22 protein-coding genes and 1 pseudogene are annotated in these 21950 nt (G+C 72.0%); 10 read left to right on the plus strand and 13 right to left on the minus strand.

Translation table 11 applies throughout. From position 1 onward, the window contains the following. Positions 1-164: 164 nt before the first annotated feature. Positions 165-815: an NAD(P)H-binding protein gene (locus HF999_RS17150; RefSeq protein WP_168547067.1), complete on the minus strand. Its 651-nt coding sequence runs from the start codon at positions 813-815 to the stop codon at positions 165-167. 111 nt (positions 816-926) lie between these two features. Between HF999_RS17150 and HF999_RS17155 the strand changes: the two genes are divergently transcribed. Next, complete coding sequence (locus HF999_RS17155; protein ID WP_168547068.1) at positions 927-1787, plus strand: type IV toxin-antitoxin system AbiEi family antitoxin domain-containing protein; 861 nt, start codon at positions 927-929, stop codon at positions 1785-1787. Between the two features lie 96 nt (positions 1788-1883). Here HF999_RS17155 and HF999_RS17160 read toward each other — a convergent pair whose 3' ends face one another. Next, the gene (locus tag HF999_RS17160) at positions 1884-2495 is read right to left on the minus strand and encodes a LysE/ArgO family amino acid transporter (RefSeq protein WP_168547069.1); all 612 of its coding nucleotides are present in this window, start codon (positions 2493-2495) and stop codon (positions 1884-1886) included. Between the two features lie 70 nt (positions 2496-2565). On the opposite strand from HF999_RS17160, the gene HF999_RS17165 reads away from it, so the two are divergent. After that, on the plus strand, positions 2566-3438 hold the full coding sequence (locus HF999_RS17165; RefSeq protein WP_168547070.1) for a LysR family transcriptional regulator ArgP: 873 nt from the start codon (positions 2566-2568) through the stop codon (positions 3436-3438). Positions 3439-3466: 28 nt separating this feature from the next. On the opposite strand, the gene HF999_RS17170 is transcribed toward HF999_RS17165, so the two are convergent. Genes HF999_RS17170 through HF999_RS17195 form a run of 6 tightly spaced genes read right to left on the minus strand, consistent with a single transcriptional unit; the run spans position 3467 to position 8983 of the window. Further along, the gene (locus HF999_RS17170) at positions 3467-4282 is read right to left on the minus strand and encodes a chymotrypsin family serine protease (protein WP_168547071.1); all 816 of its coding nucleotides are present in this window, start codon (positions 4280-4282) and stop codon (positions 3467-3469) included. A gap of 5 nt (positions 4283-4287) precedes the next feature. Next, complete coding sequence (locus HF999_RS17175; protein ID WP_168547072.1) at positions 4288-5151, minus strand: P1 family peptidase; 864 nt, start codon at positions 5149-5151, stop codon at positions 4288-4290. 43 nt (positions 5152-5194) lie between these two features. After that, complete coding sequence (locus tag HF999_RS17180; RefSeq protein WP_168547073.1) at positions 5195-5584, minus strand: DUF5313 family protein; 390 nt, start codon at positions 5582-5584, stop codon at positions 5195-5197. Beyond that, positions 5581-6039 (minus strand): MarR family winged helix-turn-helix transcriptional regulator, encoded by a 459-nt coding sequence (locus HF999_RS17185; protein WP_168547113.1) that lies wholly within the window; start codon positions 6037-6039, stop codon positions 5581-5583. Before HF999_RS17185 ends, HF999_RS17180 begins: the two co-directional genes overlap by 4 nt. A 60-nt stretch (positions 6040-6099) precedes the next feature. Next, on the minus strand, positions 6100-8511 hold the full coding sequence (locus tag HF999_RS17190) for an ATP-dependent DNA ligase (protein ID WP_168547074.1): 2412 nt from the start codon (positions 8509-8511) through the stop codon (positions 6100-6102). Between the two features lie 7 nt (positions 8512-8518). Next, positions 8519-8983 carry a helix-turn-helix domain-containing protein gene (locus HF999_RS17195; protein WP_168547075.1) on the minus strand — a complete coding sequence of 155 codons (465 nt, stop codon included), beginning with the start codon at positions 8981-8983 and terminating at the stop codon, positions 8519-8521. Between the two features lie 213 nt (positions 8984-9196). On the opposite strand from HF999_RS17195, the gene ku reads away from it, so the two are divergent. After that, positions 9197-10009: a non-homologous end joining protein Ku gene (gene ku, locus HF999_RS17200; protein ID WP_168547076.1), complete on the plus strand. Its 813-nt coding sequence runs from the start codon at positions 9197-9199 to the stop codon at positions 10007-10009. Between the two features lie 9 nt (positions 10010-10018). Here the strand turns inward: ku and HF999_RS17205 are convergent. Further along, positions 10019-11302, minus strand: a pseudogene (locus tag HF999_RS17205) (condensation domain-containing protein); the annotation flags it as partial. A 51-nt stretch (positions 11303-11353) separates the two neighbouring features. Between HF999_RS17205 and HF999_RS17210 the strand changes: the two are divergent. Next, the gene (locus HF999_RS17210; RefSeq protein WP_168547077.1) at positions 11354-12127 is read left to right on the plus strand and encodes an alpha/beta fold hydrolase; all 774 of its coding nucleotides are present in this window, start codon (positions 11354-11356) and stop codon (positions 12125-12127) included. Here the strand turns inward: HF999_RS17210 and HF999_RS17215 are convergent. Beyond that, complete coding sequence (locus HF999_RS17215; protein ID WP_168547078.1) at positions 12030-12986, minus strand: DMT family transporter; 957 nt, start codon at positions 12984-12986, stop codon at positions 12030-12032. The two genes, HF999_RS17210 and HF999_RS17215, sit on opposite strands and share 98 nt — an antisense overlap. Positions 12987-13070: 84 nt before the next feature. Between HF999_RS17215 and HF999_RS17220 the strand changes: the two genes are divergently transcribed. Next, the gene (locus HF999_RS17220) at positions 13071-13976 is read left to right on the plus strand and encodes a LysR family transcriptional regulator (protein ID WP_168547079.1); all 906 of its coding nucleotides are present in this window, start codon (positions 13071-13073) and stop codon (positions 13974-13976) included. A gap of 9 nt (positions 13977-13985) precedes the next feature. On the opposite strand, the gene HF999_RS17225 is transcribed toward HF999_RS17220, so the two are convergent. Beyond that, positions 13986-15344, minus strand: a complete 1359-nt coding sequence (locus HF999_RS17225) for an MFS transporter (protein WP_246208004.1) — start codon at positions 15342-15344, stop codon at positions 13986-13988. Positions 15345-15474: 130 nt separating this feature from the next. Between HF999_RS17225 and HF999_RS17230 the strand changes: the two genes are divergently transcribed. Together HF999_RS17230 and HF999_RS17235 are read left to right on the plus strand one after the other, a co-directional pair. Continuing rightward, a complete protein-coding gene (locus HF999_RS17230) occupies positions 15475-16773 on the plus strand; it encodes an MFS transporter (protein WP_168547081.1) in 1299 nt (432 codons plus the stop codon). A 10-nt stretch (positions 16774-16783) separates the two neighbouring features. Beyond that, positions 16784-17101 (plus strand): helix-turn-helix domain-containing protein, encoded by a 318-nt coding sequence (locus HF999_RS17235; RefSeq protein WP_168547082.1) that lies wholly within the window; start codon positions 16784-16786, stop codon positions 17099-17101. 28 nt (positions 17102-17129) lie between these two features. Here the strand turns inward: HF999_RS17235 and HF999_RS17240 are convergent, their stop codons facing one another. Beyond that, the gene (locus tag HF999_RS17240; protein ID WP_168547083.1) at positions 17130-18182 is read right to left on the minus strand and encodes an adenylate/guanylate cyclase domain-containing protein; all 1053 of its coding nucleotides are present in this window, start codon (positions 18180-18182) and stop codon (positions 17130-17132) included. A 32-nt stretch (positions 18183-18214) separates the two neighbouring features. Here HF999_RS17240 and HF999_RS17245 point away from each other — a divergent pair, with 32 nt between their 5' ends. From HF999_RS17245 to HF999_RS17255, 3 genes are read left to right on the plus strand one after another with little or no spacing between them, the layout of a single operon-like run. Continuing rightward, positions 18215-19603 carry an L-serine ammonia-lyase gene (locus HF999_RS17245; RefSeq protein WP_168547084.1) on the plus strand — a complete coding sequence of 463 codons (1389 nt, stop codon included), beginning with the start codon at positions 18215-18217 and terminating at the stop codon, positions 19601-19603. Between the two features lie 37 nt (positions 19604-19640). After that, complete coding sequence (locus HF999_RS17250; RefSeq protein WP_168547085.1) at positions 19641-20036, plus strand: NUDIX hydrolase; 396 nt, start codon at positions 19641-19643, stop codon at positions 20034-20036. Beyond that, positions 20033-21190: a winged helix-turn-helix domain-containing protein gene (locus HF999_RS17255; protein ID WP_168547086.1), complete on the plus strand. Its 1158-nt coding sequence runs from the start codon at positions 20033-20035 to the stop codon at positions 21188-21190. Before HF999_RS17250 ends, HF999_RS17255 begins: the two co-directional genes overlap by 4 nt. On the opposite strand, the gene mftR is transcribed toward HF999_RS17255, so the two are convergent. Then, positions 21178-21837 (minus strand): mycofactocin system transcriptional regulator MftR, encoded by a 660-nt coding sequence (gene mftR / locus HF999_RS17260; protein WP_168547087.1) that lies wholly within the window; start codon positions 21835-21837, stop codon positions 21178-21180. The two genes, HF999_RS17255 and mftR, sit on opposite strands and share 13 nt — an antisense overlap. Positions 21838-21950 lie beyond the last annotated feature (113 nt).

The following is a 21950-nucleotide window of genomic DNA, read 5'->3' on the forward strand; positions in this document are numbered from 1 at the left end:
ACCGTCTTACCGCTGCGGATCTGATCCCAGAACGGACGCTCCCGCTCCGCCGGGCTCTTCGGTCTTCCCATCAGACAACACCTCATCTACCTCAGATGTTGCGCTGACCCCTTGGACCCAAGTGCGGTTTTCCCCTCCGTAACGGTGTTCAATCGCTGTCCGGGTCAGGTCCAGGCCTTTTCGATGGCCGTACCGCCGTCGGTGAAGGGCAGGTCCTTACCGACGGTGTCCGGCCGGTCCAGCACGGAGGCCACGACCAGCGCGACGTTCGCGCGCGACGTGCCGGGGTTGTCCGCGGACCGCGTCGCGTCCGGATCGACGCGGCCGGTGGGCTCGTCGAGGGTGAGGCGGCCGGGCATCAGCACCGTCCAGTCCAGGTCGGAGGCGCGCAGGGCGACATCGGCCGCGGCCTTGGCCTCGGCGTAGGCGAAGAACGGATCCGATTCGGGGACGCCGTGATCGGGGGCGGCGCCGAGGTACGACACCATGACATAGCGCTTCACCCCGGCCTGCTCGGCCGCGTGGATCGAGCGGATCGCGGCGTCGCGGTCGACGGCGTAGGTCCGTTCCGGGTTCCCGCCGCCCGCGCCCGCGGAGAAGACGATCGCATCGGCTCCGGCAAGAGCGGCCGCGATCTCCTCCTGGGTGGCGCTCTCGACATCGAGGACCCGCGGCGTGGCTCCGGTGGCGGCGATCTCCTCCGATTGCGCGGGGTCGCGGATCCAGGAGGTGACCGTGTCGCCCCGGGAGCTGAGAATGCGCGCCACAATCAGCGCGATCTTGCCGTGTCCACCGATGATCGTGACAGCTGCCATGCGTTCCAACGTACGCGCTCGCCCGTGTGGTCGATCGTGCCCGCTGCGCGGGAAGAATCGACCACGGCCGTGACGCCGGAACCGCACGCCGGTCCGATGCGTCCAATTGACATGGGGGACGGATCGAAGCGCTCGGCCGAGTCGTCGGCACGGCGCGGGCAGCGGAAGCTCGCGGAGCACCTCGCCGACCACGACGGCGTGATCACGCGTTCGGCGGCGCTGAGACTCGGCCTGAGCTCGTCGGCGATCGACAGACTGGTCCAGGCGAAGCTCTGGATCGGGCTCGGCGGCGGCGTGTACCTCTCCGCCACGCACACATTCACGGACGAGGCCCGATTGCGCGCTGCGGCGGGCGCCACGGGCGGTGCCGTCGACGGTGCGGCCGCGGCCTGGTGGCACGGCATCGCGATGTCGCCGCCGGACTCGGTATCGCTGACGGTGCCTCGCAGTCACCGGAGGGCGCCGACGGTCCCGTACCTTCTGGAGGTGCACCGCCGCGACCTGCTGCCGGCCGATCTCGATGTCGTTCGCGGGCTGTCGGTGACCGCGGCCCCGCTGGCGGCGCTCGAGTCGGCCGCGGTCGGGGGCAGCGCGCTGCTTGATCGCGCCCTGCAGGAGGGGATCGTCACCGTGGGCGGACTCACCGCCGCGATGACGCGCAACGCCGGGCGACGCGGAATGGCGGAGGCCCGCCGCGTGCTGGCGGTGATCGCGGGCGACGCGGAGTCCGAGGCGGAGCGGCTGTTCCAGAGGATGCTCGAACTGCATCACCTCACGGGGTGGCGCGCACAGTTCCCCTTCGGAGTCTACTCGATCGACTTCGCCTTCCCGGCGCACCGGCTCGCGATCGAGATCGACGGCTGGGCCTTCCATTGCACCCCGGAACGTGCGATGAACGACGCGCGCAAGCAGAAGCCTGGTCCTCGCCGGATGGCGAGTCCTCCGGTTCGGCTGGCATCAGCTCGACGGTGACGGTGAGGCGGTGATGACGGACGTCATCACCGCCGTGAACGCGGTCGCCGCCTGAGGTCGATAGTGCCCGGTAGGTGGGAGGAATCGACCACGGTGTCAGCCGCCGAGCGGCATCGTCGCGAGGCGCAGGGCGAGTACGAGCAGCAGCACGCCGATCCCGAGACCGATCGCGCGCCACACGCTCGGCCGGCCCAGCACTCCCGCCATCCGTCGCGCACCGAACCCGAGCAGGCAGAACCACAGGACGCTGGCGACGCAGGCGCCGAGTGCGAACCACGCGCGGTCTCCCGCGTACCGGGTGGATGCCGACCCGAGGAGCAGCACGGTGTCGAGGTAGACATGTGGATTGAGCCAGGTCAATGCCAGCACGCCGGCGACCACCGCGAGGACCGACGACGCGCCGTCACCGCCCGCGACCAGGCCGGCGGAGGTCCGTGCGGACCACAGCGATCGAAGGCCGTACCCGACGAGCACCACAACGCCGACCCACTTCACGGTCTCCAGCAGCACCGGCCGCCCGGACACGGCGGCGCCGAGCCCCGCGACGCCCGCCACGATCAGGACGACGTCCGAGGCGATGCACACCGCGACGACCGCCGCGAGCCCGCGGCCGCGGACTCCCACCTGGAGCACGTAGGCGTTCTGCGCGCCGATGGCGACGATGAGCGAGACGCCGAGGCCCATGCCGGCGAGAAGTGCGGAGGTCATGACCACGACGCTAGGGTCCGGGCGGCATAAGTACGAATGCGATTAGAAGATGACCCATTAGAATGACTTCATGCTCAGCGGGCATCATCTCGAGACCCTCGTCGCCGTGGTGGAGGAGGAGAGCTTCGGCGCGGCGGCGGCACGGCTGCGAATCACGCAGTCGGCGGTCAGCCAGCGGATCCGGGCCCTCGAACAGCAGGTGGGGCACGTCGTCGTCACCCGCGAGGGACCGTGCCGCCCCACAGCCCAGGGCGAGGTGCTGCTCGGGCTCGCCCGCGGCGTCGCCTCCCTCGAGGCCGACGCGCTGGGCCGGCTGGCGGGCGACGCACCGTCGACCGTGCTGGACGTGGGCGTCAATGCGGACTCCCTCGCCACCTGGTTCCGGGACGTGATCTCGCGCGTCGCCGCGGAGCCCGACGGTCCGCTGCTGCGGCTGGTCGTGGACGACGAGCACCACACCGCCGACCTGCTCCGTGCGGGCTCGGTCCTGGGGGCGATCACCACGGACCCCGAGCCGGTGCAGGGCTGCTCGGTGGAGTACCTGGGCACCATGCGCTACCTGCCCGTGTGCACGCCGGCGTACGCGGAGCGGTGGCGTGCGGGCGGCCGCTGGCGCTGGCGCGAGATGCCGATCGTCCAGTACGACCTGCGCAAGGACGAGTTGCAGACCCGAGTGCTGCACCGCCGCGGGATCGAGGGCGGACCGCCGATGCACCGGATCCCGTCGTCGGAGGCCTTCGCGCACGCGGTCCGGGCCGGACTCGGCTGGGGCAGCCTCCCGGAGGCCGACATCGGCGACGCCATCGACCGCGGGACGCTGCTGCGCCTCACGGACGACACCGTCGACGTGAAGCTGTACTGGCAGTCCTGGCGGTTGCACACCCGCGCCGTCGGATGGCTCACCGATGCCATCCACGCCGCGGCCGCGATCCACCTGCGCTGATCGCCGACGCGGTCCCGTCGGACACCCGCTAGGCCGTTCCCAGCAGTGTCATGTCGTTCGCGATGATGTCGGCGGCGATGAGGGTGCCGGTGCCGCTGCCGGTTCCCGTGCCGTCGGCCCGGGTGTGCACGGAGTTGACCACCCCGACGGCGGTGAAGGTCCCGTCGGGCCACTTCGCGTAGACCGGTCCGCCGGAGTCCCCTTCGACGGCGGGCACGCCCGCCCACGTGACGCGGGTGCCCGATACGTCGTCGAGCACCCCGCAGTGCCGGCCCGTGCGGGCCCCGACGATGCAGATCTCGGGCCGCTCCGCGCGCAGGCGGTCCGGGGTGCTGTACCCGGTCACGGGCCCGATCGCCGGGGCGACCGGCGCGACATCGCGGCCCGCGACCTGGATGATCGCGATGTCCTGCCCGCGCGCGCTGCGGGTCGCCTTGATGTACTCGCCGAAGGGGACGCTGCTGTCCGCGGAGGTCAGGTACCGCGCCACGGGGTTGCGGTCCGGCCGCACCTGCCGCGCCGCCTCGGCGCAGTGCCCGGCGGTGAACGCCACGACCTGCCCGTTGGGATAGCGGGCGAGGAAGCCCAGCGTGCAGATGCTGGAGTACACCCCGAACGGGTCGGCGTAGGTCGCGATCCCCGCGCCGGTGGTGGGCCGCGCCGCGACCGCGGCCGGGATGCCCGGCGCGACCACGTCGTAGGGTGCCACGCTCGGTGTCGTGACCACCACCGACGGGCTCGGCGGTGCCTCCGGCGCGGGGCCCGGGGACTCCGGGAGCGCGGTGCACGCCGTCGACAGCGCCAGTAGGCATGCCGCCGCGCCGGCTCGGTGGAGGGCGATCACGGGCGTCAGGCGCGCGAGCGGATGGCCTCGGCGACCGCGGTGATCGCGAGCGCGCGCACCAGGTCCACCTCGGCCTCCACGGCGCCGGTGGCGGCGGAGATGAAGGCGTCTCCGTCGAATCGGGTGTGCGGCGGGTCGATCGCGCGGGCGAGGCCGTCGTGCGCGCCCTGCGCGAGGATCAGGCACTCGATCTTGCTGAGCCGGGCGTTGGTGATCACCACGCCGATGGTGGTGTTCTCGCGGTTCCCGCCGCGCTCGAAGGGCTGATAGCCGAAGTCCGCGGTGGCGGTCGACTCGCCGGTGCGGATGTCGCCGAAGGCGTTCACGGCGCACAGTGCGCCCACGATCACCTCGCCGGCGCGCACCTCGGCGTACCCCAGCCCGGCGTCGTGGAGGTTCTCCAGGCCGCGGGCCTTGCCGGTGGTGGCGCCGGTGCCGGCCCCGATCGGGCCGTGCAACTCGGCATCGGCGGACGCGGAAGCCGTTGCGGCGTAACCGTCCTCGGCGGTGGGGCGCACCTTCGGGTCTCCGACCATCAGGTCGAACAGCCCGAGGGTGGGCACGATCGGGACCCGCCCGGCGACGGTCCGGACGCCGCGGCCCTCCTCCTCGAGGCGGCGCATCACCCCGTCGGCGCTGGCGAGTCCGAACGCGGAACCCCCGGTGAGCACGGCGGCGTGGATCTCCTCGACGGATCGCTCGGGGGCGAGCAGGTCGAACTCGCGGGAGGCGGGGGCGCCGCCGCGCACCTCCCCGGACCCGACGGTTCCGTCGGGGAAGGTCACGACCGTGCAGCCGGTGCGGGCCGCGGTGTCGGTGGCGTGGCCGACGCGGACGCCGGGGATGGTGACGATCGCACTGACGGGCATGTCCCTCAGGCTACGACGGTGCGCTGTCCCGCGGGCCGGACGGTCAGGAGCGGGTGGGCGCGTACGCGGCCTCGTAGGCGCGACGCGTCTCGGCGCGGCGGCGGATCACGGAGGGGTTCTCGAGCTCGGGGTCGAGGCCGTTCTTCTGCAAGCGGCGGACGCGGTTGGGGACGATGTAGACCGCGTTGTAGAAGAGAGCCAGTAGGGCGCCCAGCAGCACCGTCGCGCCGCGCAGCCACAGCGATCCGGGCAGCAGCAGTACGAGCAGCGCGTACACGGGCACGAAGGCCAGCTGACCGCGCAGCAGGTGCCGGGCGATCCAAGTGCGGCGGGTCAGGTTGTGGCGCACCCACTCCCGGTTCCGCTCCGGCAGCGAGCCGGTGTAGATCCAGGCGAGGTAGTGCAGCGGATCGGGGCGGTGGACGGTGTTCACGAGGTCTCCTTAAGGGCACCCGCGGCGAGTGCCTTGGCGTTGATGGTGGTGAGGACGCGGTGCAGGTCCTCCAGCTCGGCGAGGCTCGCACCGAGCCTCTCGACGACGGCGGGCGGCACCGCGAGGGCCTGCTCGCGCAGCGCGCGGCCGGCTTCGGTGAGCTCGACGTCGATCCGGCGCTCGTCGTCCGCGGCGCGTCCGCGGGTGAGTAGGCCCTGTGCCTCGAGCCGCTTGAGCAGCGGGCTCAGCGTGGGGGAGTCGAGCTGCAGCGTCGCGGCCAGGTCCTTGACCGACCGCGGCGACGAGTCCCACAGCGCCAGCATGACCAGGTACTGCGGGTGGGTGAGTCCCATGGGGGCCAGGATCGGCCGGTACACCGAGAGCACGGCGCGGTTGGCGAGCGCGAGTGCGAAGCACACCTGGCGTTCCAGGGCGAGCGGATCCGCGTCGGTCATGGTCTCGGTCATGACTCCGACGGTAGCACTTGAGTAGTGCACTAATCAATAGTGCACAAACTATTCCTTGGGGTCCTCCCACGGCGCCTCGTCGGCGGTCGGCAGGTCGCCGGGCAGCAGGTCGCGCCGGAAGCCCCGCCACGTGGGTTGCCGCAGGTGGCCGCCGCGGCGCAGCGACGAGTACCGGACATCGCCGATCACCTTCGGCAGCACCCACACCGCATCGCGGGCGTCCGCGTCGTCGAGCGGCGCGGTGAACGGCGAGCGCCGCATCCGCAGCGGCTCCAACTCTTCCTGCAGGGCCGCCAGGTCGCGATCCGAGAAGCCGGACCCCACCGACCCCAGGTACAGCAGCCCGGTCTCCGCGGGGAGGCCGACCAGCACCGAGCCGATCCCGTTCGCCCGCGAGCCCTTCCCGGGCTTCCAACCGCCGATCGCGACCTGCAGGTCGCGCCAGTTCTTGTGCTTGAGCCAGGCCCGCACGCGCTGCCCCGGCAGGTACGGGGAGTCGCGGCGCTTGGCGATGATCCCCTCCCAGCCGAGCTCCGCGCTCAGTGCTGCCGCCTGCGCGCCGTCGGCGGCGTCCACGAGGCCGGGCAGGCTCACCGCGGTGTCCGCTTCGAGGAGCGGTGCAAGGCCTTCCAGCACTTGCCGGCGCACCGTCCACGGACGGGTGGTGAGGTCGACTCCGTTCAGCGCGAGCACGTCGAACAGGAACAGTTGCACGGCCCCGGCCCGGGTGTCGCCGGCCGCCATCAGGTGGAACGACGGTACGCCGTTCGCGTCGAGCACCACGGCCTCGCCGTCGAGCACGACATCCATTCCGTCGAGATCGTGTGCGAGCGACTCGAATTCGGGGAACTCCCCGGTCACCACTCGCCCGGAGCGGGTGCGCAGCGAGACGGTGCCGCCGCGCACCGTCGCGATGATCCGGTAGCCGTCCCACTTGCCCTCGAAGGCCCAGTCCGCGCCGGACAGCCGGTCGATGGGGGATTCGGTGGGGAGCATGGGATCCGGCGCCGCCGTGGTCGCCGGGACCGACGCCGGTGCGGACTTGTCCTTCGTGAGGTGCGCCAGCCAGTTCTTCTCGCCGGTGCGGATCAGCGCGTATCGCTTGCCCTGCAGGCGATTCCCGTGCAGCGTCACGATCACCTCGCTGCTGCGCCACTTCTCCAGCTCGTAGGTGCCGTGATCCCAGACGGTCACGTCGCCGCCGCCGTACTCGCCCTTCGGGATGCTGCCCTCGAACGCGGCGTAGTCCATCGGGTGGTCCTCGGTGCGCACGGCCAGGTGGTTGACGGAGGGGTCGTCGGGCAGGTTCTTCGGCACCGCCCAGGAGGCGAGGACCCCGTCGTGCTCCAGGCGGAAGTCGTAGTGCAGGCGGCGGGCGTGGTGCTCCTGGATGACGAAGATCGGATCGCCCGCCGACGGTGCGCCGCCGAAGGGCTCGGGAGTCTTCCGCGCGTCCCGCTTGGCGCGGTACTCGCCCAGGTCCACGGGCGCCGCCGGTGCCGCAGCCGGCACCGCCGGTGCCGCAGCCGGCACCGCCGGTGCCGCAGCCGGCGCCGCCGCGGCGACACCGTCGTCCAGTCCCGCCAGGAGGTCACCGTCGGACAGGGCGCGCGCGAGGACCTCCCCGAACTCGAGCTGGCGCAGGCCGGGCCGGGCGAGCTCGCCCCAGGTGCGCGGCGCGGCGACCCACGGATGGTCGCGTCCGCGCAGGGAATAGGGCGAGACGGTGGTCTTGGACGCGCTGTTCTGCGACCAGTCGACGAAGATCCGCCCGCCGCGGTGGTCCTTCGCCATCGACGCGGTGACCAGCTCGGGCGACTCGGACTCGAGCTGCGCCGCGATCGCGTGCGCGACCTTCCGTGCGCCCTGCGAGGAGATCGCCCCGGGGAGCGGTGCGTACACGTGCAGCCCCTTCGAGCCGCTGGTCACGGGGTAGGCGGTCATGCCCATCGCGGTCAGGAGGTCGCGGATGCGCAGCGCGAGGGCGGCGCAGTCGTCGAGGGTGACCGCCGGACCGGGGTCGAGGTCGAGGACGAGGCGGTCGGGCGGGCCGGGGACCGCCGGGCCGGCGGGGGCGGCACCGTCGGCCACGAAGGTCCACTGCGGCACGTGGAGTTCGAGGGCAGCCTGCTGCCCGAGCCAGACCATGCCGGCGACGCTGTCGATGACCGGGTAGAGGGACTCGCCGTCGGAGTGGTGCTGGCTGCCGCGGCGGATCCACGCGGGCGCGTGACTCGGCAGCCGCTTCTCGAAGAAGGCCGTCTTGTCGACCCCGTTGGGCCAGCGCTTGCGGGTGAGCGGGCGGCCGGCCAGGTGGGGGAGCGCGAACGGGGCGATGGCCTGGTAGTAGTCGATGATCTCGGCCTTGGTGGTGCCGGTGGCGGGGTAGAGCACCTTGTCCAGGTTGGTCAGCTGCACGGCGATGCCGTCGACCTCGCGGTTCTCCCGGATCTGCGCCACGGTCCCATTATCCGGCTCCCGACGGGTCTGGCAGTCGGTTCGCCGGGTGATGCACCGGGCGCATCCCCTCTGCTGTCAGCCGATCATGCGGAGGAAAGCGGTGACCTGGGGTGACTCGGTGTGGCGGTGCACCAAGGCAGTGCCCCCCGCCGCGGACGGCGCGGACGCACTGCCAGACGAGGTCGTCGGGGATTGCGGTTCCCATGGGAATGACCGCGAAGTCGGCCTCGCCCGCGACGACTGCCGCGACGGGATCGTCCACCCTCATTTCGGAAATGGGCGGGGCGGCTTCCGGGCGAGGATGCGAGCCGTTCGTGGAGCGGGCGAACAGCTCGAACCCGACCAGGCTCTCGGCGGCTGCGACCGCGCGCGTGACGGTGGACTGCGCGACACCGTGCGCCCGGGCGGTTTCGTGGATGCTCCGCGTCCGCACCACCGTGGCGACGAGACGGAGCCGGTCGATGTCGGTCATGCGCGGATGGTAGGCGGGTGGGCTGACATGCTGTGACCGTGCAGGTGCCCGGTTCCCTCTGTCCCGGTGACCCGTGCCCCGTCGATGAGAGGTGATGCGCCCCGCGCATCGCCTCGCGATCGCACTGCACTCCGGCACGGCCGTCGACGGTGCGCCGCCCGCTCGCGAACGCGGGGTCTCGCAATCTGCACTCACACCAGTCACAATGGTCACATGCGCGCGATATGGACGGGTGAGTTGTCGTTCGGGCTGGTCAACGTGCCCGTGAAGGTGTACTCCGCGATCGAGAGCCACGACGCGAAGTCGCACCAGGTGGACGCGAAGGACGGGGTCCGGATCCGGTACAAGCGCGTCCGCGAGGGGACCGACGACGAGATCGAGTTCGCGAACATCGCCAACGCCTACGAGTCCGAGGGCGGCGACACCGTGGTCCTGTCCAAGGAGGACGTGAAGTCGATGCCGGTGGAGAAGCACCGGGAGATCGCGGTCACGGAGTTCGTGCCCCGCGAGGATGTCGACCCGATCATGTTCGACAAGCCCTACTACCTCGAGCCCTCCTCCAAGTCGCCGAAGGCCTACGTCCTGCTGCGGCAGGCGCTGCAGGAGACCGACCGCCTCGCCATCTGCACCTTCACCCTGCGCAACCGCACCCGCCTGTGTGCGCTGCGGGTCGTCGACGAGGTCATGGTGCTGCAGACCCTGCTCTGGCCGGACGAGATCCGCAAGGCGGACTTCCCCGCGCTCAGCGAGGAGGTGAAGATCCGGCCGCAGGAGCTGGCGATGGCCGCCTCGCTCATCGACTCGATGGCCACGGATTTCGACCCCGATCAGTACGAGGACGACTACCAGGTGCAGCTGCGCCAACTCATCGAGGCCAAGGCCACGGGCGGCACGGCATTCCCCGAGGCGCCGGAGGAGGAGTCCGAGGACGACGAGGTGGCCGACCTGCTCGCAGCGCTCAAGGCCTCGGTGAAGAACCGCGAGGCGCAGGCCGAGCGGCCGGCCCGCAAGCGCGCCGCCGGCTGATCGGGTTCACGCGCGGGCGCGGGCCTGCAGCTCCCGGACCACGGCGTCGAGCCAGCCGCCGACGTTCGCGCGGGCCTCGAGGGTGTCCGGATAGCGGCAGCGCAGGTGCAGGCCGGACTCGTCGAGGATGAACCAGAGCATCACGCCGTCGGTGCGGATCGTCGCGCCGACGTACTGGGCATCGAGTCGGGCGGCGTCGATGCGGACAGGAAGCCGCCGCAGGTCCAGCCACGAGATCGCGAACATGCCGGGCGCCTCGGGCATCCCGCCCCACTCCTCGAGCACGTCGGCGAGCGGCCACGACCCGAGCCGCACCGCCTCCTTCACCGCCTCCGCCGCTGCGGTCGGCTCCGCCGACGGGGAGTCCAGCACCGAGTTCGTGATGAACCAGCCCACCGAGTCGTGCCAGGTCTCGTCGTAGCGACTGTGCACCGGGAACACCGCCCGCAGTGGGGCGCCCGCGAGGTCCAGCGTCACCCGCGTCATCGCGGCGACGGTCGCGGACAGCGTCGAGACGCCCGCCGCACGAGCCGCGTCGGCGAACGCGGACACCTCGTCGGTGCCCAAGACGTCGCGCACCTCGACCCGTTCGACGTAGGGCTCGGGCGCGCCGAGCGGAAGCGGGAACACGGGCATGACGCCGCCGCTCGCGGTCAGGATCTCCCGCCACCGCCCGCGCACCTCGCCGGGGGCGCGGGGACGCTCGCGCAGGGCCCGGGTGTGATCGACGAAGGGCGGCACCGGGTCCGACGACGGTGCGCGGCCCGCACCGATCTCGTCGAGCGCGGCGAGGAGGTCGCGCGTGATCACCAGCATCGACCACATGTCGGTGTGTGCGTGATCGGCCGCCACGATGACCGTCGGGCCGGCGGCGGTCTCCAGCACGCACAGCCGGTGCGCCGGACGCCGATACGGGGAACAGGCATCGTCGAGCACGTCCCGCAGCGCATCACCCACGGCCTGCCCCGCGCCGATGGGGTGCTCGACCCAGGCTCCCGGCCCGACGGTGAGCTCGTGCAGGGTCGGGCCGTCGGGTCCCGGGAGGAAGGCGGTGCGCAGCGTGCCGTGCCGAGCGATGACCGCGAGCCACGCCTGCGCGAGCTGATCGCGCGGTACCGGTCCGGGCGGCCGGAAGGACAGGGCCATCCACGATCCGGGGCGGTCGCCGGCGCCCACGTGTCGCGCCTGGTCGAAGGACACGGGCAACTCCCGGCCCGGCTCCGACGCGGTGACGTCGTATCCGTGGAGCCGGCCGAAGGGCAAGCGCAGGTGCGCGACATTGGTCAGTCGCATGGCCGGTACCCTAGCTCTTCCACGCACCGTCCGCCCGGCGAGAGAAGACCGATGACCAGCTTCGACGTCCCCGGCGCCCGACTCGCCGCTGAGTTCAGCGACGAGGGCGGCCACCCCGTGGTCCAACTGCACGGGCTGACCTCCAGCCGCGCCCGTGACCGCGTGCTCGACCTCGACCTCGGGCGCGGCCTCAGCGGCACGCGCCTGCTGCGCTACGACGCGCGCGGGCACGGGTTCTCCACGGGCCGTGCCGTTCCCGACGACTACCGCTGGCCGAACCTCGCCGACGACCTGCTGCGGCTCCTGGACCACTGGTTCCCCGGAGAGCGGGTGCACGGCGTCGGTCCGTCGATGGGGACGGGCACGCTGCTGCACGCCGCGGTCCGCGAGCCCGGCCGGTTCAGCGGGCTCACCCTGATGGTGCCGCCCACCGCCTGGGCGACGCGCATCGCCAAGGCGGACGAATACCGCGCCGCCGCAACGCTGATCGAGGAGCGCGGGCTGGAGGAGTTCCTCGCCGCGGGAGAGGGTGCCCTCGCGCCGCCGGCCACCGTCGAACACCCGCCGACGCGACCCGATGTCACCGAGGCGCTCCTGCCCTCGCTCTTCCGGGGCGCCGCGGCGAGCGATCTCCCCGCGCTCGGGGAGATCGCCCGCATCGACGTGCCGGTCACCGTCCTGGCCTGGATCGACGATCCGGCGCATCCGGTCTCGACGGCCGAGGAACTCAGCAGCACGCTCCCGCGGGCGAGATTGTCGGTCGCTCGGACTCCGCGTGACGTGCAGGAGTGGCCGTCGGTGCTGCTCCGCGACGTCGCGGGCTGAGCCGGGATACCGCGACGCCGACGAGGCACAGGGCGCCGCCCAGCAGGCCCCACGCGGTGGGCGTTTCCGCCAGGAAGGCCCAGCTCAGCAGGATCGACAGGCCCGGAACCGCGTAGGACGACGAGGCCGTGACCCCGGCGGGCGTGTGGGCCAGCGCGTAGGCCCAGAGCAGGAAGGCGAGGGCCGTGGGCACCAGGCCCAGGTAGATCACGCCGACGGTGCTCGACAGCGGCGCGGCCGCCAGCTCGTCGAAGAGGCGGGGTGCCCAGGGCAGCAGGACGATCGCGCCGACGCCCGCGCCCAGCGCGGTCGCGGTGAGCGGATCGACGGTGCGCAGCACCAGCTTCTGCGCCACCACGCTGATGCCGTAGAGCAGGGCCGCGGCGACCGCCAGGGCGACGCCGGAACCGTCGTGCCGGCCGTCGCCGGTGACGGCGATGACCGCGGCGCCCGCGAAGCTGATCGCGATCCCCACCAGGAGCAGCGGCGGGAAGCCCTCCTGCAGGAAGGCGCCGGCCAGCACCGCGACGATGATCGGCGCGATGTTCACGAGCAGCGCGGTGGTCCCGGCGTCGAGGTGCCGCTCGGCGGCGTTGACCAGCACGGTGTACAGCGCGAACCACAGCGCGCCGTACCCGATCGTGAGCGCGAGCGTCCGGCCGCGCGGCAGCCGGACACCGCCGTTGTACAGGGCGTTCATCCCCCAGATCACGCCGAGGACGGCGGCGCCCACCAGCAGGCGGCCCTCCGCCATGGCGACGGGGGAGACGTGCGGGCCGATCCCGCGGATCACCACGAAGGCCGAGGCCCACGCGAACATCACGGCCACGAGTGCCAGGGCGGGGAGTCGCTTCGTCATGGCTCAACCCTGCGTCCGCAGCGACGTAAGCACAAGCGAACGTTTCTGCATTATCATTCAGTGGTACTGAATGGAGGCCGCCTCATGCTCGACGCACACCGGCTCATGATCTTCCGCTCCGTCGCCGCCACCGGTTCCGTCGCCGCGGCGGCGGTCAGTCTCGGCTACACGCCGTCGGCCGTCTCGCAGCACGTCGCCGCGCTGCAGCGCGAGACGGGCCTCAAGCTGCTCGAGCGGGTCGGACGGGGCGTCGAGCTCACCCCCGCGGGCCGGGTGCTGGCGACCGAGGCCGAGGGCGTCCTCGCGCACCTCAACGACCTCGGCGCCACCGTCGACGACCTGCGGGCCGGAAAGGCGAACCGGATCACCATGAACGTCTTCGCCACCGCGGGCACGCACTGGATGCCCGCGGTCGTCCAGACCCTCAGCGCGGAGTTCCCCGACACCCGGCTGCGCCTGCGGATCGAGGACGAGGTCACCGAGATCGCCGCCCGCCGACCCGATCTCGCCGTCGCGGTACGGCAGGAGCACGGGCAGGCCACCGCGGTCGCCGGCTTCTCGCACGAGGACCTGGTGGTCGAGTCGTACGTGGCCGTGGTGCCCGAGCGGCACGCGTTCGCAGGCCGGGAGGTGGTGGACATGGCCGAGCTCGAGCACGAGAGATGGATCGACAACGACGTGCGGCGCGGCGCGTGCCGGCAGGCTGTCCTCGATGCCTGCGCCGCAGCGGGATTCACGCCACGGTTCGTCGTGGAGACCACCGACTACCCGTCCGCGCTGCGGTTCGTGGCCCGCGGCGTGGGGGTCACGGTGCTGCCCCGTCTGGGTGCGACCGAGCTGCCGCCCGGCACCGTCGCCGTCGACGTGTGCAATCCCGCGCCCCGGCGCACCATCGTCGCGTACGTCAAGGATTCGGAGTGCCGGAACCCGGTGGTGCGCCGCGCCATGCACTTGCTGCGGGAGGCCGCCGCGGAGGCGAGCCGGGCCTAGTCACCCGGATCAGTCACCCGGATCGCGGAGCCGCGCGGCCACCAGCACCGTCGCCGCTCCCACCGCCAGCGGCACGAGTACGGTGACGGCGAATCCCGCATGGCCCCACGGGAGTACCTGTGCGAACACGATCCCGGCGCACGCGATGGTCAGGGCCGTGCCCACGGATTCGGCCAGCTTGAGGGCGCTGGAGTTCGCGCCCTGTTCGTCGGCCGCGCTGGCGCCCAGCACGAGCACCGACAGCGTCGGGTAGGACAGGCCCATGCCGAGGCCGCCGATCGCCCAGGCGACGAAGAGCGCGGGCCACGGGGCGTCGGCGGCGAAGCACGCGGCCACCCCGGCCACCGAGCCGAACACGAGGGCCGCCCCGAGCAGCGGCAGTCGCCGGCGCACCGCCCCGGTGGCGGGGATCCGCGCCTGCACCTGCGCCCCGCCCGCCCAGAGCAGGGCGGCTCCCGTCATCACGGAGCCGGCGGCGAAGGGCGACATCGCATCGACGTGCACGAGATACAGCGGCACGTAGATCTCGGCCGCGAAGAAGGTGCCCGCCAGGAGCAGTTCGGTGAGCACCAGCCGCGGAATCCCACGGCGCCCCAGCAGGGTTCCGGCGGGCAGCATGCGACGGGTGGCGGCCACCGCGATCAGGAGGCACGATGCCGTGAGCACCAGGAACCCCGCGCCGCCGCGGGGCGCCGCGAACTGGGCCGCCGCGGTCGCCACCCCCGCCACCAGGGCGGCGAACAGAACCGCACGGTCGGGCGGACCGTCGGAGACGAATCCGGACTCGTCCAGCCCGACGGTGGCCCGCAGCATCGCGACCAGGGCAGCGGCGGCCGGGAGCGCGATGCCGAGGAACACCCAGCGCCAGCCCACGGTGTCGGCGGTCAGGCCCGCGATCACCGGGCCCACGAGCGAGGGCACCACCCACGCGGTGGAGAACGCGGCGAAGATCCTCGGCCGGTCGTCGTCGGCTATCAGGCGGCCGACCATGGCGTAGAGCACCACGCTGAGCAGTCCGCTGCCGAGGCCCTGCACCGCCCGGCCCAGCGCCAGCACGGTCATGCTCTGCGCGGCGCCGACCACGATCAGCCCGGAGACGAACAGGATCCCGCCCGCCACCAGCGGCGGGCGGACCCCGCTGCGATCCACCCACGGACCGGCCCAGGCGATCGCCACGATCATGGCGGCGAACGCGGAGCCGAAGGCCGTCGAGTACTCGGCCGTGGCGCGGAACTGCTCGGCGGCCCGCGGCAGCACCGTCCCGACGGCGAGGGCCTCGAAGGCGATGAACGAGATCAGCGCGACCGAGCCGACCCGGAACCACCGCAGCCCGCTCGTGCGGCGCTGCGGGCCGGCGTCGGTCTCCATGCTCACCACAGCGACGCTAATACCTCGACCGCGGTTGATGACAACCTGAAATTCAGTTGATTCCGGACGTGCGAATCGGCAACGTGGAGGGGTGTTCACCGATCTCGGTACGCGCTGGAACGTGCCCCGCATGTTGCGCCCCCTCCTGCGCAGGAACTACCGGTTCCTGTTCGTGACCCTGCTGTGCGCGCTCATCGCGGACGGCATGTGGATGATCGCGATGGTCTGGCAGGTCATCCGCATGGGCGGCTCGCCCACCAGCGTCTCGGTCGTGTCCGGCGGCGCCGCGGCGGGCCTGCTCGTCTCGACCCTCGCCGGCGGCGTCCTCGCGGATCGGCTGCCGCAGCAACGCATCCTGTTCGTGCTGGAGATCGTCAACGCGATCACGATCGGCAGCGTCGGCGTGCTCGTGCTCACCGACGCGGTGACGGTGCCGATGATGCTGCTCGCCACCTTTGCCCTCGGCCTGGTCTCCGGGTTCTACTTCCCCGCGTACTCGGCGCTGGTGCCGCGGCTGGTCTCGCCCGGCGAGCTCCTCGCGGTCAACGGCTACGAGTCGGCCGTGCGGCCGGCGGCGTCCATGGCCGCGGGGCCGGCGATCGCGGGCGCCCTGATCGCGGTGCACTCGCCGGGTCTCGCCCTCGTCGTCGCCGGGTGCCTTCCGGTCCTCGGAGCCCTGTTCGTCTCCCGGATCCGCCTCGAGCCCGACGGTGCCGTCGACGACGGCTCCGACGGGCGCGAGCCGGGGCATCCGTTGCGCGAGTTGTGGGAGGGCGTGCAGTACGTGCGTCGCACGCCGTGGCTGCTGGCCACGCTGCTGTTCGCGAGCCTGCTCGTGCTCCTCGTGTCCGGCCCGCTCGATGTGCTGTTGCCCTTCGCCATCAAGGACCACGCCGGCGGCGGACCGTCGGACCACTCGATGATCCTCGCGGCCTACGGTTTCGGCGGCGTGGCGGGCGCCCTGCTCATGGCCTCGCGCAAGCTGCCCCGCCGCTACCTCACCGTGATGATGTGTCTGTGGGGCGTCGGCGCGCTGCCGCTCGCGGTGTACGGAACCGCGACGAACATCCTGGTCATGGTCGTGGCGGGCTTCGTGCTGGGCGTGGTCTTCGAGGCTCCGGTGGTGATCTGGGGGACGCTGCTGCAGCGCCGTGTGCCGCGCCGCCTGCTCGGCCGGGTCTCCAGCCTGGACTTCTTCGTCTCGCTGGTGTTCATGCCGCTGTCGCTGGCCCTGGCGGGTCCGGTCAGCCATGCGATCGGCCTCACCGCGACCTTCGTGCTGGCGGCGGTGCTGCCGATCCCGCTCGCGGCGATCGCGATCCTCGCCGCCCGGATGCCGCGCGACGAGCTGGAGCACCCGCTGCCCGACGACGACGCGCCGGTTTCGCCGACTGTGAACGCTCCGCCCGCCGAGCGCACCGTCGGATAGGGTGAAACCCATGACGAGCGGGGTGGCGAGCATCAAGACGCACGAGTCGGCGGAGGCTGCGCGCCCGCCGCTGCTGCGCGAGGTGTTCGGTCGCGTGCTGCGGCAGGAGCGGACGCGGCAGGGCCGCACGCTCGCCGAGGTCGCGGGCGAGGCGGGCGTGTCCACGCAGTACCTCTCCGAGGTCGAGCGCGGCCGCAAGGAGGCCTCGTCGGAGGTCCTGAGCAGCGTGTGCGACGCCCTCGGCGGATCGATGATCGAGTTCGTCGGCGGCGTGCACCGCGAGCTGCTCGGCACGCGCCCGCGTCCCGTGGCGCTCGCCGCCGCCTGATCGCGCCGCGACCGCTGTCGCGGGCCCGCTACTTCTTCGTGGTCGGCGGCTCGTCGACGGTGCCGGCCTCGGTCGCGTCGGCATCCTTCGCGACGACGGCGTCCTTGCTGTACCGCAGCAGGTGCGGATGCACCGCCCGGAAGCCGCGCGCGCGGTAGGCGCGCAGGCTCCTGGTGTCGATCCCGGGCTCGTCGGCGATCGCCTGCGTGAAGTTGTCGTCGATGAGCACGGTGCCGGGCCGGGCCGCACTGGTCAGGCGGGCCGCCAGGTTCACGACGCTGCCGAAGAGGTCGCCGTAGCGCTGCAGCACCTCGCCGTAGGCCATGCCCACGCGCAGCTGCGGGAACTCGATCTCGATCGCGTCCAGCTCCGGGTATTCGTGCGGCTCCTGCAGTTCCAGGCCGATCCGCGCGGCGTCCGCCGGATTCTCCGCGGCGAACATGACCTCGTCGCCCACGCCCTTGATGATCCACCCGCCGCCGCCGTAGATCACCGCCTGCATGCGCGCCTCGAAGGTCGCGACGAGCGTGTTCAGCTCCTCGATCGCGAGGCCGCGGGAGAGCCGGGTGTAGCCGACCATGTCGGCGAAGCCCACCGCCATGTGCGCCGTGAGCGCATCGGACGAGTCGAGCGTCACCAGGCGCTGCGTCGCGGTCGACAGGTGCCGGCGCCACACGTGCGCCTGCAGGTTCTCCATCCGGTCGATGACATTCGCCACGCCGGCCGAGGGGTCCTTCACTCCGGCGGCCGCGGCATCGTCGAGGTACTGCCGGACCATGCCCGCCTGCCACTCCGCGAGCCGGAACATCGCCTGGCCCAGCGACTGCGCCGCGGGCACGACGGCCTCGCGATCGATGACGCCACCGCTGAACAGTTCGCCGAGGTCCTTGACGATGGCCACGTCGTCGCGCGTGAAGGCCCGCTGCTCGTCGTCGCGGAGGTCGGCGAAGCCCGCGGAGGTCCACCACAACCGCAGGTCCGCCACGTCGATGCCCGCCTGCTCCGCGAGCTCCTGAAAGGTGAACTCGCGCTCGCCCGGGAGGAGCAGAGCGTCGATGTCCGGATTTGCGGCGTCTCCCATGGGACCACTGTATGGGGCCTACGCTGGAGGACGTGACGATCAGTGTCTTCGAGCTGTTCTCGGTGGGTATCGGCCCGTCGAGTTCGCACACCGTGGGGCCGATGCGAGCGGGGGCCGATTTCGCCGACGAGCTGCGTTCCCTGCCGTCGGCGGTGCGCGCTCTGCACGTCGATCTCTACGGCTCCCTCGCCGCGACGGGGCGCGGGCACGGCACGCAGCCCGCGCTGCTCCTCGGGCTGGAGGGCAACCGCCCGGAGACGGTGGATCCGGACTACGTCGACAAGCGCGGCGCGGAGATCGAGGCCACGTCGATCGTGCGGATCGCGGGCCGGGACGAGGTGTCCCTGAGCGCCGAGCGGATCGTGCTGCACCCGCTCACCGTGCTGCCGCGGCACACCAACGGCATCCGGTTCCGCGCCGAGCTCGCCGACGGTACGGAGCACGAGGCGGTCTACTACTCGGTGGGCGGCGGCTTCGTGGAGCGCGATTCCGGTGCGGAGACGGTGAACCCGCTGGCGGGGACGTCGGATGTTCCGCACGATTTCGAGACCGCCGCCGCGCTGCTGGAGAGCTGCCCGCGTACGGGCCTGACGGTGCCGCAGCTGATGCTCGACAACGAGGTCGCGCTCCGCCGCGCGCGGACGGGCGAGGACGAGCACGCCGCCGAGCGGGAGGTGCGGGCCGGGCTGATGCACGTGTGGTCGGTCATGGAGGCGTGCATCGAGCGGGGTTTCCACTCCGAGGGAATGCTCCCCGGCGGCCTCGGGGTCAAGCGCCGCGCGCCGGGCCTGTACCGCCGGCTCGTCGAGTCCGACGGTGCCGATGCCATGGACTGGCTCAACGTGGCGGCCATGGCCGTGAACGAGGAGAACGCGTGCGGCGGGCGGATCGTGACGGCGCCGACCAACGGCGCCGCCGGCATCGTGCCGTCGGTCCTGTACTACGCGCTCAAGTTCCGCTCCTCGCTGGCGGCGCGACGCGAGCAGGTCGTCTGCGACTACCTGCTGACGGCGGCGGCGATCGCCGTGCTCTACAAGCGGCGCGCGTCGATCTCCGGTGCGGAGGTGGGCTGCCAGGGCGAGGTCGGCTCCGCCTGCTCGATGGCGGCGGGGGCGTTGGCGCAGATCATGGGCGCCACGCCGGCGCAGGTCGAGAACGCCGCCGAGATCGGCATCGAGCACAACCTGGGGCTCACGTGCGATCCGATCGGCGGGCTCGTGCAGATCCCCTGCATCGAGCGCAACGCCATCGCGTCCGTGAAGGCCGTGAATGCCGCCCGCATCGCCCTGCACGGCGACGGGACGCACCGCGTCTCGCTGGATCAGGCCATTGAGACCATGCGCCAGACCGGCGCCGACATGCTGTCGAAGTACAAGGAGACCTCCCTCGGCGGCCTCGCCGTGAACGTGCCGGAGTGCTGACGCGAACCTGTCGGGGGTCGTCGCTAGGGTGGCGGGCATGGACGTGCTGACGGTGGCGGCGGTGTGTTTCCGGGACGAGGCCGGGCGGGTGCTCACGGTGCGCAAACGGGGGACGGACGCGTTCATGCTGCCCGGCGGCAAGCTGGAGCCGGGGGAGGCGCCGATCGACTGCGCGGTCCGCGAGATCGACGAGGAGCTGGGCGTTCGCCTCACCACGGCGGATCTGACGCACCTGGTGTCGTGGCGCGGCCCCGCCGCGAACGAGGCGAACACCGATATCGAGTCCACCGTCTTCGCCACCGCGCTGCGGGTCGAGCCGCGGGCGGCGGCGGAGATCGCGGAGGCGCGCTGGCTGGACCCGGCCGACCACGGCGGCGTGACCATCGCGCCGATGCTCGCGCAGTACCTGTTCCCGCGCCTCGCCGGCGCATGAGGATCTCGCAGCCGCAGGCCCGCCGGATCGCGCTCGCGGCGCAGGGTTTCGAGTCGGGGTTCGCGGGCAACGCCGCCCCGACGATGCGGCAGGTCCAGAAGACGATCGACCGGCTCAAGCTGATCCAGATCGACAGCGTCAACGTGGTCGCCCGCAGCCAGTACCTACCGGTCTTCGCGCGGCTCGGCGACTACGACACCGCGCTGCTCGACCGCGCCCGCGACCGGAATCCGCGGCGGCTCGTCGAGGCGTGGGCGCACGAGGCTTCGCTGGTGCCGCCCGAGACCTGGCCGCTGCTGCGGCACCGTCGGACCGCGGACCGGGTGGCGCAGCGGTTCGCGAGCTACGACGCCCGGCACCCCGGCCAGTTGGACCGGCTGCGCGGCGCACTGGCCGAGCTGCCGCCGCTCACCGCCCGCGCGCTCGAGGCGCACCTCGAGCACGAGCAGGTGGTGGAGAAGACGCACTGGGGCTGGAACTGGTCGTCGGTGAAGGAGGGGCTGGAGGTGCTCTTCCACGCGGGCGAGGTCACCAGCGCCGGCCGCACCAGCCAGTTCGAGCGGCTGTACGCGCCCACCACGTCGGTGCTGGGAGAGCTGGCCGAGCACGAGGTGTCCGACGAGGAGGCGTTCGTCGAGCTGCTGCGGCAGTCGGCCACGGCGCACGGCATCGGGACGCTGCGCTGCCTGCGCGACTACTTCCGGCTGTCCACGGCGCAGGCGGCGCCCGCCGTCGAGAAGCTCGTTGCCACCGGCGAACTCCTGCCGGTGGAGGCGGACTGGTGGCCGGGCACCGTCTACCTGCACGCGGAGGCCAAGCGGCCCCGGGCGATCGCGGCGCGGGCGCTGCTCTCGCCCTTCGACCCCGTGGTGTGGCAGCGGGAGCGGGCGGAGGCGCTGTTCGACTTCTTCTACCGCATCGAGATCTACACCCCCAAGGAGAAGCGGGTGCACGGCTACTACGTGTTGCCCTTCGTCCTCGGTGACCGGATCGTGGCGCGCTGCGATGTCAAGGCCGATCGTGCGGCGGGGGAGCTGCTGGTGCACGCCACGACCTGGGAGCCCGGCGAGCGCGATGCCGATTCCGAAGCCGCGCTGGAGCAGACGGTCGCGGAGATGGCCGGCTGGCTGGGACTGGAGTCCTATCGGCTCTGAGCCGGGGCGTCGCGGCCGGCCTCCCGCGGTGGTGCGGCCTCGGCGTCGGTGTGCTGGACGCCGTCGATCAGCAGCTCGCAGCCCGTGGTCAGGAGGACCTCCAGCTCGGAATCGGGCTGTTCGAGCCACTGGTCGTAGGCGGCGAGGGCGACGCCGAGCGCCATCCACGCGATCGTCTGCGGCGCGTGGTCGGAGACCGCGACTCCGAGGTGACGGGCGACGTGCTCCGCGATGACCTGTCGCCAATCGGCGTACATGATCATCGAATGCGCCTGGAGCGCGGGCACGGACAGGAGCAGACGCATGCGCCGGCGGTGGTGCTCGCGTTCCGATTCCGGTACCTGATTGAAGGCGACGATCGCGTCGCGGAGCTGGGTGCCGAGCGTCCCGGTGCCGGCCGCCTCGTCGAGGAGACCGCGCAGGCCCTCCAGATGATCGTCGAACTCGCCCCAGGCGAGTGAGTTCTTCGACGGGTAGTAGCGAAAGAGGGTCCGCCGGGCTATTCCCGCGGCGGCGGCGATCTCGTCGATGCTGGTCTCGTCGAAGCCGTTCTCGATGAACAGGTCCACGGCGATGGCGCTGAGCCGGCCCCGGGTGGTCGCGGAAGGACGGCCGCCGAGCGGTCCGCTGCGTCCACCACTGGCCATCGTCGCCATCCTTTTTCTGCGCGTTCCCGCCGGTCGGGGACTGTTCGCGATCGTACGGCAGGACGAATTCCGACGAACCCCTATGATTTTGCACTGAGTGCCATTACTGTGTG

The sequence above is a fragment of the Tsukamurella spumae genome, assembly GCF_012396015.1.
Taxonomy (GTDB): Bacteria; Actinomycetota; Actinomycetes; order Mycobacteriales; family Mycobacteriaceae; genus Tsukamurella; species Tsukamurella spumae.

Excerpts from the sequence above, each read along its gene's own strand:
- HF999_RS17150 (WP_168547067.1), bottom strand. The coding sequence starts at position 815 with ATGGCAGCTGTCACGATCATCGGTGGACACGGCAAGATCGCGCTGATT.
- HF999_RS17155 (WP_168547068.1), top strand. The coding sequence starts at position 927 with ATGGGGGACGGATCGAAGCGCTCGGCCGAGTCGTCGGCACGGCGCGGG.
- HF999_RS17160 (WP_168547069.1), bottom strand. The coding sequence starts at position 2,495 with ATGACCTCCGCACTTCTCGCCGGCATGGGCCTCGGCGTCTCGCTCATC.
- HF999_RS17165 (WP_168547070.1), top strand. The coding sequence starts at position 2,566 with ATGCTCAGCGGGCATCATCTCGAGACCCTCGTCGCCGTGGTGGAGGAG.
- HF999_RS17175 (WP_168547072.1), bottom strand. The coding sequence starts at position 5,151 with ATGCCCGTCAGTGCGATCGTCACCATCCCCGGCGTCCGCGTCGGCCAC.
- HF999_RS17185 (WP_168547113.1), bottom strand. The coding sequence starts at position 6,039 with ATGACCGACGCGGATCCGCTCGCCCTGGAACGCCAGGTGTGCTTCGCA.
- HF999_RS17195 (WP_168547075.1), bottom strand. The coding sequence starts at position 8,983 with ATGACCGACATCGACCGGCTCCGTCTCGTCGCCACGGTGGTGCGGACG.
- ku (WP_168547076.1), top strand. The coding sequence starts at position 9,197 with ATGCGCGCGATATGGACGGGTGAGTTGTCGTTCGGGCTGGTCAACGTG.
- HF999_RS17210 (WP_168547077.1), top strand. The coding sequence starts at position 11,354 with ATGACCAGCTTCGACGTCCCCGGCGCCCGACTCGCCGCTGAGTTCAGC.
- HF999_RS17215 (WP_168547078.1), bottom strand. The coding sequence starts at position 12,986 with ATGACGAAGCGACTCCCCGCCCTGGCACTCGTGGCCGTGATGTTCGCG.
- HF999_RS17220 (WP_168547079.1), top strand. The coding sequence starts at position 13,071 with ATGCTCGACGCACACCGGCTCATGATCTTCCGCTCCGTCGCCGCCACC.
- HF999_RS17225 (WP_246208004.1), bottom strand. The coding sequence starts at position 15,344 with ATGGAGACCGACGCCGGCCCGCAGCGCCGCACGAGCGGGCTGCGGTGG.
- HF999_RS17230 (WP_168547081.1), top strand. The coding sequence starts at position 15,475 with ATGTTGCGCCCCCTCCTGCGCAGGAACTACCGGTTCCTGTTCGTGACC.
- HF999_RS17235 (WP_168547082.1), top strand. The coding sequence starts at position 16,784 with ATGACGAGCGGGGTGGCGAGCATCAAGACGCACGAGTCGGCGGAGGCT.
- HF999_RS17240 (WP_168547083.1), bottom strand. The coding sequence starts at position 18,182 with ATGGGAGACGCCGCAAATCCGGACATCGACGCTCTGCTCCTCCCGGGC.
- HF999_RS17250 (WP_168547085.1), top strand. The coding sequence starts at position 19,641 with ATGGACGTGCTGACGGTGGCGGCGGTGTGTTTCCGGGACGAGGCCGGG.
- HF999_RS17255 (WP_168547086.1), top strand. The coding sequence starts at position 20,033 with ATGAGGATCTCGCAGCCGCAGGCCCGCCGGATCGCGCTCGCGGCGCAG.
- mftR (WP_168547087.1), bottom strand. The coding sequence starts at position 21,837 with ATGGCCAGTGGTGGACGCAGCGGACCGCTCGGCGGCCGTCCTTCCGCG.